The organism is Pseudomonas sp. GM24 (assembly GCF_000282235.1).
Taxonomy (GTDB): Bacteria; Pseudomonadota; Gammaproteobacteria; order Pseudomonadales; family Pseudomonadaceae; genus Aquipseudomonas.
Genome location: NZ_AKJR01000039.1, coordinates 59,955 through 73,413 on the forward strand (window position 1 = coordinate 59,955; position 13,459 = coordinate 73,413).

The following is a 13,459-nucleotide window of genomic DNA, read 5'->3' on the forward strand; positions in this document are numbered from 1 at the left end:
TGATTTTCAGGTTCAAAGAAAGATCAAAAGATCGCAGCCTTCGGCAGCTCCTACAGGGATCGCATCAGAACTTGATGAAGTGCTGGCGGTAGTGCTGCAGCTCGGCGATCGATTCGCGAATATCGTCCAGCGCCAAATGGGTGCTGCCCTTTTTGAAGCTGTCGCGTACGTCCGGTGCCCAGCGTGCCGCCAGTTCCTTGAGCGTCGAGACGTCGAGGTTGCGGTAGTGGAAGTAGCTTTCCAGCGCTTTCATGTGGGTATAAAGGAAGCGCCGATCCTGGCAGATGCTGTTGCCGCAGATCGGCGACTTGCCCTTCGGCACCCATTTCTCGAGGAAGGCGATGGTTTCCGCTTCGGCTTCGGCCATGCTGATGCGGCTGTCGCGCACGCGCTGAGTCAGGCCGGAGTTGCCGTGGGTGCGGGTGTTCCACTCGTCCATGCGCGCGAGCACTTCGTCGCTGTGGTGGATGGCGATCACCGGCCCTTCGGCCAAGGTGTTGAGATCACTGTCGGTGACGATGGTGGCCATTTCGATGATGACGTCGTTGTCCGGGTCAAGGCCGGTCATTTCGAGGTCGATCCAGATCAGATTCTGCGGGTTTTGCATGTTTCGGCTCCTGAGCAATGCTGCGCAGTTTAGCCTAGGCCGGCTGCCGGGCGTGCTAAACTCGCGGCCGTTTTACCTAATCGCTGCATTCTTCAGACGGAACACCCATGGCCAAACGCCAACTCAATCGTCGTCAAAACTGGCGCATCGAAAAGATTCAGGGCGAACGCGCCGCACGCGCCGCCAAACGCGAGTCCTCGGCTGTCGAAGCCCTGGAGGGCGGCGACCTGGGCCCGGAACAGACCGGCCTGGTGATCGCTCACTTCGGCGTGCAAGTCGAAGTCGAGGCCATTGACGGCGAACAGGCTGGCCAGGTTTTCCGCTGCCACTTGCGCGCCAACCTGCCTGCGCTGGTGACCGGCGACACGGTTGTCTGGCGTGCCGGCAATCAGGGCATCGGTGTGATCGTCGCGCAACTGCCGCGTACCACCGAACTCTGCCGTCCGGACAGCCGAGGCCAGTTGAAGCCGGTCGCGGCCAACGTCGACATGATCGTCATCGTCTTCGCCCCGCTGCCCGAGCCGCATGCCAACCTGATCGACCGCTATCTGGTCGCCGCCGAACACGCCGGCATCCGCCCGTTGCTGTTGCTGAACAAATTCGACCTGATCGACGAGCACAACGCACCGGCGCTCAATGCGCTGCTGGCGGTGTACCGCACGCTGGGTTATCCGGTGCTGGAAGTGTCGGCGCACCACGGTGACGGCATGGAACAGCTGCAAAAGCAGCTCGACGGACGCATCAGCGTGTTCGTCGGTCAGTCCGGTGTCGGCAAGTCGTCGCTGGTCAACAGCTTGCTGCCTGAAGTCGAAACCCGCGTCGGGCCGCTGTCCGAGTTGTCCGGTCAGGGCACGCACACGACGACCACCGCGCGCCTGTTCCACTTCCCCGGTGGTGGCGAATTGATCGACTCCCCGGGCATTCGCGAATTTGGCCTGGGCCACGTCAGCCGCGCTGACGTTGAGGCAGGTTTCATCGAGTTCGATGATTTGCTCGGCACTTGCCGTTTCCGCGACTGCAAGCATGATCGCGAACCGGGCTGTGCGTTGCTCAAGGCGCTGGAAGATGGCCGCGTGCAGCAGCAGCGCATGAACAGCTACCGCTCGATCATCGCCAGCCTGCCGGAAAACGGTTATTAAATAGCCAGACATAAAAAAGCCGCGATCATCTCGCGGCTTTTTTTTGCTCAAGCGCTGGCTGGCGGCTTTGGCACAGCCGTCTTCGGCTCAGGCTTTTGAAACGCATACAGATGCTGACGCACAATCCCGCCCGGCAATTCCTTACCAAACACGCCATAACGCACCGGCCACTCTTTCGGCGGCAGCTTGAACGTGCCGAACAGCATGTCGATCAGCGGCGTGTGGATCGCGTAGTTTTTGTAGATGTAGTCCTTGTGCCGGGCGTGGTGCCAATGGTGATAACGCGGCAGCACGATCAGGTAGTTCAGCCAGCCGCCGTTGATCCGCACGTTGGCGTGAGCCAGCACCGCTTGAACACCGACCAGAATCACATAGGCATTCAGCGCTTGCGGCGCGAAGCCCAGCAGCATCAACGGCACCAGCACCCCGGTGCGGGTCAGCAGGATTTCGATGAAGTGCACGCGCGAACCCGCGAGCCAGTCCATGTGCGTGCTGGAGTGATGCACCGCGTGAATGCGCCACAGCCATGGCACGACATGGTAGAGCCGGTGCAGCCAATACTGACCGAGATCGGCGACCAGGATCGCCAGCAGAAACTGCACCAGCAACGGCAGGCTTTGCACGCTGGCCTGCAAGCCAGGCGACACCGCCCAACCGGCGATGTAGCTTGAGGAGGCGGTGATGAAGATCAGGATGAACTGCACCAGCATGTGGCTGACAAAAAAGTAGGTCAGGTCGGTGCGCCAGTGGGGGCGCAGGATGTTTTGCTCGGGATCCTTGGAGTAGAGCTTCTCCAGAGGAATGAACACGATGGCCGACACCAGCAGCGCCAGCACAAACCAGTCCAGCCCCAGCGAATAAGGCGTCTGCCCGATCGAGCTGACCTGCACATTGGTACCACCGAGAAATACCGCCAACCCCGATGCAACCAGACCGGTAATCCCCAGGCGTTTGCGTGTGTTCAGCAGGATATTCAGGGTGCCGAGGCTGAAAGACAGCACCAGACCGAGCAACAGCGTGGTGCGTGCGAACTGCTCGTCATAGACCTTGCGCAGTTCGGCCGTGGTCAGCCATTCCGGGAAGAGGAAGCAGAACACCGCCAGCAGGCTCAACAGCCCGAGGGTGGCCGAAATATAGCCACTGACCCGTCCCTCGCCAAACTTGAAGGGTGCGTTGCCATGCCGTTGAAAATAGGCTTTGAGTCTTTCCATAACTGATCTTCCGTGATTGCGAAAACTGCGACTGGTCATTGCGACGCAGGCAGATACAAAAAAGCCACGGTGACCGTGGCTTTTTGTGAATCACTGCTTGGGGGCTGGGGGAGCAGGCGCTGGCGCCGCACTCCCCGGCCCGGCCGGTTTCGGCGCGGCGTCGTCGAACAGGTTCAGGCGTTCGCGCAGTTCGTGCGCTGGCACCGGTTGCTGATCCGCCGGCAGTGCATTCGGGTCGACAGGCGCTGCCGGAGCAGCACCGTTCTGCCCCTGATCCGCCGGTTTTGCCGGATCGGCACCTTGCGCACCTTCGATGGCCGCCTGGGCTTTTTTGGTCAGCACCACAATATCGATGCGGCGGTTGACCGGGTTGAACGGGTTTTCCTTGTCGAACAGCGCCGACGAGGCATAACCCACTACCCGCGCCACTTGCGCATCCGGATAGCTACCGGCGATCAAGGCACGACGCGCCGCGTTGGCACGGTTGGCCGACAGCTCCCAGTTACCGAAATCGCCCGTGCCGGTGTAAGGCTTGGCATCGGTGTGGCCGCTGATGCTGATCTTGTTCGGCACGGCTTTGATGGTGTCAGCCATGGCCAGCAGGATGTCTTCGAAGTACGGCTTCAGGCGTGCAGAACCGGAGTCGAACATCGGCCGGTTCTCGGCGTCCATGATCTGGATACGCAAGCCGTTCGGCGTGATCTCGAAGAGAATCTGATCCTTGAATTTCTGCAGTTGCGGGTTCTCGTCGACCTTGTTCTGCAGTTCTTGCAGGAGCAGCTCCAGACGTTCCTTCTCGACCTGCTCGGCCATGCCTTCAACCTGCTCGGTGTCGACCGTGACCTTGTCAGGCTGCGGTTGCGACTTCACTTCCGGGTTGAGGGTGTTTTCCGGGGCCAGGGTCGGCGTGCCGCCCAGGTCGATGATGTAAGGCGTGCCGCTTTCGGAGAAGCCGACCGGGTCTTTGAAGTAACCGGCGATGGCGATCTTCTGCTCCGGTGTGGCGGTGGACAGCAACCACAGCACCAGGAAGAACGCCATCATCGCCGTGGCGAAGTCGGCGAAGGCGATTTTCCACGCCCCGCCGTGATGCCCGCCGGCTATGCGCTTGACGCGCTTGATGATAATCGGCTGATTATTTTCCATTTCTTAGCGACCGCGAACGGCTTGTTCCAGCTCGGCAAAGCTTGGACGGTGGGCCGGGTACAGCACCTTGCGACCAAACTCGACCGCCAGCGATGGCGGCATGCCGGAAGCCGAAGCCACCAGCGAGGCCTTGATGGCTTCGTAGACGTTCAGCTCTTCTTTGGCATCGTGGGCCAGGGAATGCGCCAGCGGGCCGAAGAAACCGTAGGCCGCGAGAATACCGAAGAAGGTACCAACCAATGCCGCACCGACGTGCAGACCGATGGACTTCTGGTCACCTTCACCCAGCGAGGCCATGGTCACCACAATACCGAGTACCGCCGCGACGATACCGAAGCCCGGCATGGCGTCGGCGATGCCGTTCACCGCGTGGGATGGATGCTCAAGGTCTTCCTTGAGGCTGTACAGTTCCATGTCGAACAAGCCTTCCAGCTCGTGCGGGGCCATGTTGCCGGACGACATGATGCGCAGGTAATCGCAAATGAACGCGGTCATGCGCTCGTCTTTGAGCACCGCCGGGTACTTGGCGAAGATCGGGCTCGCAGCGGCGTCTTCGATGTCGCCTTCGATGGCCATCATGCCTTCGCGGCGGCTCTTGTTGAGGATCTCGTAGATCAGCCCGAGCACTTCCAGATAGAACGTGTGGCTGAAGCGCGAACTGAACATGCTCAGGGATTTCTTGAGCACGTGCATCGTCATGTAGCCGGGGTTGGCCTGGAGGAATGCACCCAGTGCCGCACCACCGATGATCAACACCTCAAAGGGCTGGATCAGGGCGGCAATCTTGCCGTGGGAGAGCACGTATCCGCCGAGCACGCTCGCGAATACGACGATGATGCCGATAATTTTAGCCATAGGTAGAAAGTACTTACTTAAGTCGGGTTCAAGGTCATATTCGGAAGTTAAAAAATCTCTTCTTCTACTTATCGGCAAAACTGCGCCAGACTATAGCCAGTTCAGGCGAAAAGCCAATTTAGCCCATGCCGGGCGCGTCTACAGTCAGTGAAGATCCCGTCCAGACATGGCTAATGAAACGAACGTCCCACACGCAAAACCGACCACGCTCGACGGCTGGGTAAAGTTGCTCGATGGCGTGCGACTGCCCGTGCCGCAAGAGGCTCACGACAAAGTCTGCCGCGCGATCCGTGACAATCGCAGCTCGCTGCGCGACATCGCCGACCTGATGCAGGACAGCCCGGCACTGGCCTTGAGCATCATCCGTGAGGCGAATCGTCACACCCACGGCACCATGGCCACACCAGCGGAAAATCTCGAGGTGGCGATCAATCGTCTGGGCCTGGCACGGACCGAAGAACTACTGGCGCGCCTGCCCGCTGAACCGCAGATGCAAATCCCCAAGGCCCTGCGCCAATTGCAGATGATCAGCCAGCACGCGACGCAACAGGCCAACGGTTTTTTCGCCAGTCGCCTGGCGCGGCTGTGGCAGGACATTCATTGGGGCAGCCTGCTGTTTCTGTCGCCGCTGTGGCCGTTGGCGCTGACCTATCCGCAATTGCTTGAAGAATGGGAACTGCGGGTTATCCACAAGGGCGAATCGGCGCGCGTGGTCGAGAAGCAATTGTTCGGCGTGCGCCTGCTGAAAATCGCCGAGGCGCTGGTGCAAGTCTGGCACCTGCCGATCTGGGTGCAGCAGGGCTATAAACTGCTGCTCAGCGAACAGCGCGAACTGGTCAAAGTCCTGCGCATCGCCCGTGACAGCGAACATCCGCTGCGCCAGCAAAACCGCCTCGACGATGATCCGACCCTGCGCCGCTGGCTCAATCAGCCGGCCAACACCGTGCTGCTGGCCAACGGTCTGGCACTGTCGGCGCAACAGGCCTGGGACAGTCCGCACAGCGAACGCTGGCAGTACCTGACCAGCCTGTATCTGCAGATTTCCATGGACGAGGTGCAACAACAGTTGCACCAGCAAGCCGCCAACAGCGCGCGTCATCATGCGATGCCGGACTTGTGGCACCCGGCGGTTTCGTTGCTGTGGCCGTGGGGCACCCGTCGTTTGCCGGCCGGCATGTTGCCGGCCGCCGCGCCCACCGCTGAAGACCTGGGCCAGTGGCGCAAGCAATGCGCCGAACTGCTCGCAGAACCGAGCCGCTTCACCAATGCCATGAGCCTGACGGTCGCCGCTCGCGACGCATTGGTCGCCAGCGGCATGCGCCGCGTAATGATCCTGATGGCCGACCGCACGCAGTCCAATCTGCGCGTGCATCAAACCGCCGGGCTGCCGAAAGAAGCGGCGGCGCTGAATTTTGTCGTCGGTCAGAGCAAGGTCCTGCAACGGCTGCTTGCGCAACAGGCGCAGGTACGCATCACTCCAGAGAACGATGCGCAATTCTCCGCCCTGCTGCCAGCGAGCCTGCGCACGCTGTTTCGCGGCGAGCATCTGTTCCTGCGTTCACTGGTCAACAACGGGCGAGTGATCATGATCGTCGTCGCCGATCAGGGCGGCGGGCCGTTCGCCGACATCACCGTGCAGGCCTTTGGCAAAACCGCGCAGTGCATCGAAAAAGCCCTGCACAGCTTTAGCAGCCGTGGCCGATGAGGCTGCGCTACAATTCCCCCCTTTGTGCTCTGGAGACCTCACATGTCTGACTTCTCTGGCTTGCCGCTCGTCATCGAGCCGAGCGACCTGCTCCCGCGCCTCGATTCCCCTGAACTGATTCTGGTGGATCTGACCAGCGCTGCCCGCTACACCGAAGGTCATCTGCCCGGCGCACGCTTTGTCGACCCGAAACGCACCCAGCTCGGTCAGCCGCCGGCGCCGGGCCTGCTGCCGGCCAAAGCCGATCTGGAAGCTCTGTTCGGTGAACTGGGCCACCGCAAAGATGCGGTCTACGTGGTCTATGACGACGAGGGCGGCGGCTGGGCCGGGCGCTTCATCTGGTTGCTCGACGTGATCGGTCACGACAAGTACCACTATATAGACGGTGGTCTGCCGGCATGGCTGGCAGATGGCATGCCGATGTCGATCCAGGTGCCTGCAGCCGTCGGTGGCCCGCTGCCGTTGACCTTGCACGACGGGCCGACTGCCACGCGCGAATATTTGCAAAGCCGTCTCGGTGCTGCTGATCTGGCGATCTGGGATGCGCGCGGGCCGCTGGAGTATTCCGGTGAGAAAGTGCTGGCCGCCAAGGCTGGGCACATCCCCGGCGCGGTCAATTTCGAATGGACTGCCGGCATGGACAAGGCCCGTCAGCTGCGCATTCGCACCGACATGCCGCAGATCCTCGAAGACCTCGGGATCACCAAGGACAAAGAAATCATTACCCACTGCCAGACCCATCACCGGTCGGGCTTCACTTATCTGGTGGCCAAATCCCTCGGTTATCCGCGGGTCAAGGGCTACGCCGGTTCCTGGGGCGAATGGGGCAACCATCCTGACACGCCCGTCGAGATTTAAGGTTTTTAAGGACAACTAATGAAAGAGCGTCTGTTTATCCTCAGCCAGTACCTGCTGCCTCATCACCTGCTGTCGCGCCTGGCCGGCTGCGTTGCCGAATGCCGCGTGCGCTGGTTCAAGAATGCCTTTACCCAGTGGTTCGCCAAGCGTTACCAGGTGGACATGTCGCAAGCACTGGTCGAAGACCTGACCGCTTACGAGCACTTCAATGCCTTCTTCACCCGCGCTCTGAAAGACGGCGCGCGTCCGCTGGACGAAACCCCGGGCGCGATCCTCAGCCCGGCCGACGGTGCGGTCAGCCAGCTCGGCCCGATCGAGCACGGTCGCGTGTTCCAGGCCAAGGGCCACAGCTTCAGCGTGCTGGAACTGCTCGGCGGTGATGCGGCCAATGCGGCGCCGTTCATGGGCGGCGACTTCGCCACCATCTACCTGTCGCCAAAGGACTACCACCGCGTGCACATGCCGCTGGCCGGCACCCTGCGCGAAATGGTCTACATCCCGGGCCGGATTTTCTCGGTCAACCAGACCACCGCCGAAAACGTCCCGGAACTGTTCGCCCGTAACGAGCGTGTGGCGTGCATCTTCGACACCGAGCGCGGGCCGATGGCCGTGGTGCTGGTGGGCGCGATGATTGTCGCTTCGATTGAAACCGTGTGGGCCGGTCTGGTCACGCCGCCGAAGCGCGAACTGAAAACCTTCCGCTACGACGAAGCTGCGCGTGCGCCTATTCATCTGGAAAAAGGCGCGGAACTGGGGCGCTTCAAACTGGGTTCGACCGCCATCGTGCTGTTTGGGCCGGATCAGGTGAAATGGGCTGAAGAGCTGGCGGCAGGTTCGCCGGTGCAGATGGGCCAAGGCCTGGCGCTGCCAAAAGCCTGATGCAGATTTTGCGGGAGCAGCGTTGTGCTGGTCCCGCAGATTCCACTATTTGCTGCTATGGTTTTTGGCATGAGCCAGACCATCTCTCCCCCACCGTTGCGCGCCTCGATCCCGACGCAATCGCGCCTGTCGTTTTGCGAAGCCACCCCGCGCGACCTCAAGCGCTGGATCGCCGGCCTGCCCAAGGCCAACATCGGCGAAACCGCTCGCCTGCTGTATCAAGGCCTGGGCGAACTCAACCAATTGCTCACACCCAGCGACAACCGCCTCAACCTGCTGGAGCTGTTGCGCCCCGAGGTTTATTTCGTCTGCCAGCATCTGGAACGACACTTCCTGCATCAAGCGATCATGCTCGACGAACGTTCGCGCAAAATCAGCAATCTGTGCCAGGCGCTGCAAAGCCATCTGGCCATCGGCTATAAACAGATCGTGCTGCGGATTGCGCCGAAGTACAGCAAGGATCGCGCGGCATTGGTCAGCACGGCCCTGCAACGGGCGGCCCATGCACTCAAAGGCCAGTTGCTGCGCGCCACGCAGCTGTATAGCTCGCCGCCGGAGCATGTGTGGTTCGAACTGCATCAGCTGTATCGCACCGCCTGCGAACTGCAGCTCCAACAGCGCCGGGTCCATGACGACCTCGCCAGCCTCACCACCGAACTCAGTTTCGAACAGACTTACATCGCCGCTCTGCTGCTGGGCAGCGCACGCTGCAATCAATTGCGGCAAAACCAGATCGCCCGATTGGCCGAAGTAATCGAGCCGTGGAGTGCCCTGCTCAAATTGCATCCCGGCCGTACGAGCGAAGGCCTGTTTGCGATCAGCCCGACAATCGATGCCGGCCCGCGCTACCGCAACATGTTTCGCAACGAAGAACAGGCCGGATTGCTCGGCTTCGATCCGCAGCCGCTGGTGAACGCCATCGAAGCGCATTTGCAGCATCAGCACACCTCACCCCCCCTGCCAGTGCCGACCGGACTGAGCCTCGATACCCTGCAGCACCTGCATGCCACTTGGGGACAGGCCGCCGAGCGCAGTTTTCAGCGCACCGTCGGCCAGGGCCATCTGACCGTGTGTGTGGGCATGAGCGCTCTGCACTTCTACCTCGGTGGCGAGCGCAGCTTCAGCGAACTGCTCAAACATCCCGGAACGCGCTCGGCGAACTTCAGCAGCGCCGTGATCAAGGGTGAAAAAGACAGTTGGAGCCAGGCCTTCGACGCGGCACCGCAGAGCAAGGCTGATGAGTTTTTGCCGTACGAGGAAATCCAGTACGACCATTTGCCCGAGGATGAAAACGGCACGGACAGTACGCCGCACTACCCGACCCATGTCCTGCCGGTGATCAATCACAGCCCCGGCGGATACTGCCTGGCGTGGCCAAATGAAGTGCCCGCCGAGTTGCAGGCCGGAGAAATGCTCGGCATCCAGGACAGTGGCAGTCTGGGCTGGAGCATCGCGGTCATTCGCTGGATCCGCCAGGTACGCGGCGGCGGCACGCAAATGGGTATTGAACTGGTGGCGCCACATGCCCAGCCTTGCGGCCTGCAACTGGTGCGCTCGCGGGACGATCACAGTCAGTATTTGCGCGGATTATTGTTACCGGAGATCAGCGCGATCGATCTACCGGCAACCTTGCTGGCACCGCGCTTGCCGTTTCAGGAAGGCAACAAGGTGATGATCAACACCCAGGGCGAAGAGCACAGCGCCGGGCTGGATCGGCGGGTGGCGAGTACACACAGCTTCAATCAGTTCGCCTATCGCTCGCTGGAGACTGCGCGCAATGGCGGGAGCGAGGAGGATTTTGATTCGTTGTGGAAGTCACTTTGAAGCAAAAGATCGCAGCCTGCGGCAGCTCCTACAGAAAAACGCATATTCCTCTGTAGGAACTGCCGCAGGCTGCGATCTTTTGATCTTAATTACAACTGCCCGTCGCGATCGCGGAAACCCAGCAGATACAGCACGCCATCCAGACCCAACGTCGAGATTGCCTGCTTCGCCGATTGTTTCACCAGCGGCTTGGCGCGGAACGCCACGCCCAGCCCGGCAATCGCCAGCATCGGCAAATCATTCGCGCCGTCGCCGACCGCGATGGTCTGTTCCAGACGCAAACCTTCCTTGTGCGCCAGCTCTTTGAGCAAATCAGCCTTGCGCTGCGCATCGACAATCGGCTCGATCGCCACGCCAGTACACTTGCCATCGACCACTTCCAGCTCGTTAGCAAACACGTAGTCGATGCCGAGTTTGGCTTGCAATTGCTTGGCGAAATAAGTGAAGCCACCGGACAGGATGGCGGTCTTGTAGCCCAGACGCTTGAGTTCGGCGAACAGTGTTTCGGCGCCCTCGGTCAGGCGCAGGGAAGCGCCGATCGAGTCGAGCACGCTGACATCCAGACCTTTAAGCAAAGCGAGACGTTCTTTGAAACTGGCGCGGAAATCCAGCTCACCGGCCATGGCGCGTTCGGTGATTTCAGATACCTGCTCGCCCACCCCGGCAGCCTTGGCCAGCTCGTCGATGACCTCGGCTTCGATCAGCGTCGAGTCCATGTCGAACACCGCCAGACGACGATTACGGCGGAACAGCGAATCTTCCTGGAAGGCGATGTCGACGTTCAGCTCTTGGGCAACGCTGAGGAATTCGGCACGCAGCGCCTGCGGATCAGCCGCTTCGCCACGCACGGAAAACTCGATGCAGCCCTTGCCCTTATCAGCCGGGGTGTCCAGCGGCATGCGACCCGACAGACGGTCGATGTGATCGATGTTCAAGCCATATTTGGCGGTGATCAAGCTGACGGCCTGCAACTGGCCGGCGGTGACTTTGCGGGTCAGCAAGGTAACGATGTGGCGTTTCTTGCCCTGATTGCCCACCCATTGCTGGTAATCCTCTTCGGACACCGGGGTGAAGCGCACCTGCTGGTCGAGCTCATAGCCCTTGAACAGGATGTCCTTGAGCACGGATTTACCCTGCTCGGAATCGGGGATTTCGACCAGGATGCCGAACGACAGGGTGTCGTGGATCACCGCCTGACCGATGTCGAGAATGTTCACACCACCTTGTGCCAGAACGCCGGTAATGGCCGCAGTCAGACCCGGACGGTCGACTCCCGTGATGTTAATCAGGACGATTTCGCGCAACGCGCACCCCCGCAACTGGAAAAAAACCGCATTCTACCCACTTTCAGTGACCATCGGGCACCGCGAGCGCTTTGCCGGTCTAGGGCCTGTCGCTATACTGCGCTTCAACTTCACGGACAAAAGAGCCGAGCTCAGTGAACCGGCCAACGCCAGTTAAAACCGATAACTTCTTCCTGCTGATCTTCCGTGCACTGCGCCACCGCCGTGTACCGATTGCATTGCGCATTGCCAGCCATAACGTGATCCTGGTCGCTCTGGCCCTGGTGATCTATGCCGGCGTGATGGGTTTGCAATTCAAGCAGGCCATGCACCAGCAGGCCGATGCGCTGGGCGAAAGCCTGACTACGCAGACCGCGACCTCTGCCACGGAGCTGTTGGTGTCCAACGACATCCTCAGCCTCAACGTGCTGCTCAACAACCTGACCAAGAACAAACTGGTGGCCCACGCGGCGATCTACAGCGTGGATAACCGCATCCTCGCCGAGTCCGGTCAGCGCCCCAAGCACAGCCTGCTGGGCGAAGCCGAGGGCATGTACGAGAGCAAGATCACTTTCCAGGACGTCACTGCCGGGCAACTGCGCATCAGTCTGGACATGGATCAGTTTCAGCAGCCGATGACCATCAGCCTGCAAAGTATGGGCATTCTCAGCGGGATCCTGTTGGCGCTGTCGCTGGCCCTGAGCCTGCGCATGGGCCGCTACCTGTCGACGCCGTTGCTGCAACTGCGCGTCTGGTTGCGCCGCATCGACGAACACACGCCGGGCATCGACCGTCAGGATGAAATCGGCGATCTGGCGCGTCAGCTGCACGCCAACTACGCGCCGGAGCCTGCACCTGAACCGGAGCCGGAATTCGAGGACGAAGAAGACGAGCCGGAATTCGAGGTGCGCAACTTGCGTGATCCGAGTTTCGACGAAACCCGTCCGATGGCCGCGCAGAAGCCTGCACCGCGACATCTGGTCAGCACCGTCGAAGACGATGATGACGATGACGCATTCGCCGACCTGCGCGACGAGTCGCTCAATGGCGCGCCGCAACCTGTCGTCCGCCAACCGTCGCCAAGCGTGCCGCAGCACACCGCCGTGCTGGCCGTGCAACTGGGCTCGCAGGAGCAGCTGCGCCGCTTGCCACGGGCACGTCTGGAAGAGTTGCAGGAGCGCTATCGCGACTGCCTCGACCAGGCTGCTTCGCTGTATCAGGGCGAAATCGAAACCCTGAACGACGGCAGCACGCTGATGCTGTTTCACACCGAAGACAGTGGCGATGATTACCTGACCAACGCGATCTGCTGCGGCGAGCTGCTGCGCGCGCTGGGCCATCAGCTGCAGATTGAGGTCGCGGACAGCGGCATCACCCTGCAATTGCAACTGGGCCTGACCTTGGGCGATGAATTGTTCGGCCTGAGCCAGATCGATCTGCTGCTGACCGATTCGGCACAGGACGCACTGGCCTTGTCGCAGCACAGCCGCAACCTGCTGCTGGTTGAGCGCAAGATCAGTGATGACGCGCTGATTCGCCAGCGTGCGCGGATCCGGCCGATTGCCAGCCCTGAAGGTGCTTGCTGCGTGGAGCGGTTGATGGAGCCTTATCCGTCGATGCTCGAGCGGCAACTGGCGCGGATGCATGAGCGTCGGGCTTAAGTTGTAGGAGCTGCCGAAGGCTGCGATCTTTTCGCTGCTAAACATAAGGCCCGCAGACGAGTGATTGTCTGCGGGCTTTTTTGTGGGTAATAGAAAAGCCCCTCACCCTAGCCCTCTCCCGGAGGGAGAGGGAACCGATCCGGGAATACTGAAGACCTACAGCGACTTGAACGCCCAGCGGTGAATCCATAATCGCCAAGATCTTTCAGGTCGATATATAACGCCAGACACCACGGTCGCCCCTGCTCTACCGAATCCATAATCGCCAAGCTCTTTCAGGTCGATGCATAG

11 protein-coding genes are annotated in these 13,459 nt (G+C 60.8%); 6 read left to right on the top strand and 5 right to left on the bottom strand.

All coding sequences use genetic code 11. The features are described 5' to 3' along the window. Positions 1–64: 64 nt before the first annotated feature. The gene (gene orn / locus PMI23_RS06725; protein WP_007915801.1) at positions 65–607 is read right to left on the bottom strand and encodes an oligoribonuclease; all 543 of its coding nucleotides are present in this window, start codon (positions 605–607) and stop codon (positions 65–67) included. A gap of 107 nt (positions 608–714) precedes the next feature. Between orn and rsgA the strand changes: the two genes are divergently transcribed. Continuing rightward, positions 715–1,746 (top strand): small ribosomal subunit biogenesis GTPase RsgA, encoded by a 1,032-nt coding sequence (rsgA, locus tag PMI23_RS06730; RefSeq protein WP_007915800.1) that lies wholly within the window; start codon positions 715–717, stop codon positions 1,744–1,746. 47 nt (positions 1,747–1,793) lie between these two features. Here rsgA and PMI23_RS06735 read toward each other — a convergent pair whose 3' ends face one another. The 3 genes from PMI23_RS06735 to motA form a co-directional block, all read right to left on the bottom strand. Beyond that, complete coding sequence (locus PMI23_RS06735) at positions 1,794–2,957, bottom strand: sterol desaturase family protein (protein ID WP_007915799.1); 1,164 nt, start codon at positions 2,955–2,957, stop codon at positions 1,794–1,796. Positions 2,958–3,047: 90 nt separating this feature from the next. Then, positions 3,048–4,103, bottom strand: coding sequence for a flagellar motor protein MotB (gene motB, locus PMI23_RS06740; protein WP_007915797.1), 1,056 nt, complete (start codon positions 4,101–4,103; stop codon positions 3,048–3,050). A 3-nt stretch (positions 4,104–4,106) separates the two neighbouring features. Continuing rightward, on the bottom strand, positions 4,107–4,958 hold the full coding sequence (gene motA / locus PMI23_RS06745) for a flagellar motor stator protein MotA (RefSeq protein WP_007915795.1): 852 nt from the start codon (positions 4,956–4,958) through the stop codon (positions 4,107–4,109). A gap of 166 nt (positions 4,959–5,124) precedes the next feature. On the opposite strand from motA, the gene PMI23_RS06750 reads away from it, so the two are divergent. The 4 genes from PMI23_RS06750 (at position 5,125) to PMI23_RS06765 (ending at position 10,224) form a co-directional block, all read left to right on the top strand. After that, the gene (locus tag PMI23_RS06750) at positions 5,125–6,663 is read left to right on the top strand and encodes an HDOD domain-containing protein (protein ID WP_007915793.1); all 1,539 of its coding nucleotides are present in this window, start codon (positions 5,125–5,127) and stop codon (positions 6,661–6,663) included. Between the two features lie 42 nt (positions 6,664–6,705). After that, positions 6,706–7,521 carry a thiosulfate sulfurtransferase gene (gene rhdA / locus PMI23_RS06755; RefSeq protein ID WP_007915787.1) on the top strand — a complete coding sequence of 272 codons (816 nt, stop codon included), beginning with the start codon at positions 6,706–6,708 and terminating at the stop codon, positions 7,519–7,521. A gap of 18 nt (positions 7,522–7,539) precedes the next feature. After that, positions 7,540–8,400 (top strand): archaetidylserine decarboxylase, encoded by an 861-nt coding sequence (asd, locus tag PMI23_RS06760; RefSeq protein ID WP_007915786.1) that lies wholly within the window; start codon positions 7,540–7,542, stop codon positions 8,398–8,400. A gap of 69 nt (positions 8,401–8,469) precedes the next feature. Then, a complete protein-coding gene (locus PMI23_RS06765) occupies positions 8,470–10,224 on the top strand; it encodes a hypothetical protein (protein ID WP_042704913.1) in 1,755 nt (584 codons plus the stop codon). 89 nt (positions 10,225–10,313) lie between these two features. On the opposite strand, the gene serB is transcribed toward PMI23_RS06765, so the two are convergent. Beyond that, positions 10,314–11,528, bottom strand: coding sequence for a phosphoserine phosphatase SerB (serB, locus tag PMI23_RS06770; RefSeq protein WP_007915784.1), 1,215 nt, complete (start codon positions 11,526–11,528; stop codon positions 10,314–10,316). A gap of 134 nt (positions 11,529–11,662) precedes the next feature. Here serB and PMI23_RS06775 point away from each other — a divergent pair, with 134 nt between their 5' ends. Continuing rightward, positions 11,663–13,168 (top strand): AhpA/YtjB family protein, encoded by a 1,506-nt coding sequence (locus tag PMI23_RS06775; protein ID WP_007915782.1) that lies wholly within the window; start codon positions 11,663–11,665, stop codon positions 13,166–13,168. Positions 13,169–13,459 lie beyond the last annotated feature (291 nt).

Coding starts and splice junctions, on each gene's coding strand:
- orn (WP_007915801.1), bottom strand. CDS start 607: ATGCAAAACCCGCAGAATCTGATCTGGATCGACCTCGAAATGACCGGC.
- rsgA (WP_007915800.1), top strand. CDS start 715: ATGGCCAAACGCCAACTCAATCGTCGTCAAAACTGGCGCATCGAAAAG.
- PMI23_RS06735 (WP_007915799.1), bottom strand. CDS start 2,957: ATGGAAAGACTCAAAGCCTATTTTCAACGGCATGGCAACGCACCCTTC.
- motB (WP_007915797.1), bottom strand. CDS start 4,103: ATGGAAAATAATCAGCCGATTATCATCAAGCGCGTCAAGCGCATAGCC.
- motA (WP_007915795.1), bottom strand. CDS start 4,958: ATGGCTAAAATTATCGGCATCATCGTCGTATTCGCGAGCGTGCTCGGC.
- PMI23_RS06750 (WP_007915793.1), top strand. CDS start 5,125: ATGGCTAATGAAACGAACGTCCCACACGCAAAACCGACCACGCTCGAC.
- rhdA (WP_007915787.1), top strand. CDS start 6,706: ATGTCTGACTTCTCTGGCTTGCCGCTCGTCATCGAGCCGAGCGACCTG.
- asd (WP_007915786.1), top strand. CDS start 7,540: ATGAAAGAGCGTCTGTTTATCCTCAGCCAGTACCTGCTGCCTCATCAC.
- PMI23_RS06765 (WP_042704913.1), top strand. CDS start 8,470: ATGAGCCAGACCATCTCTCCCCCACCGTTGCGCGCCTCGATCCCGACG.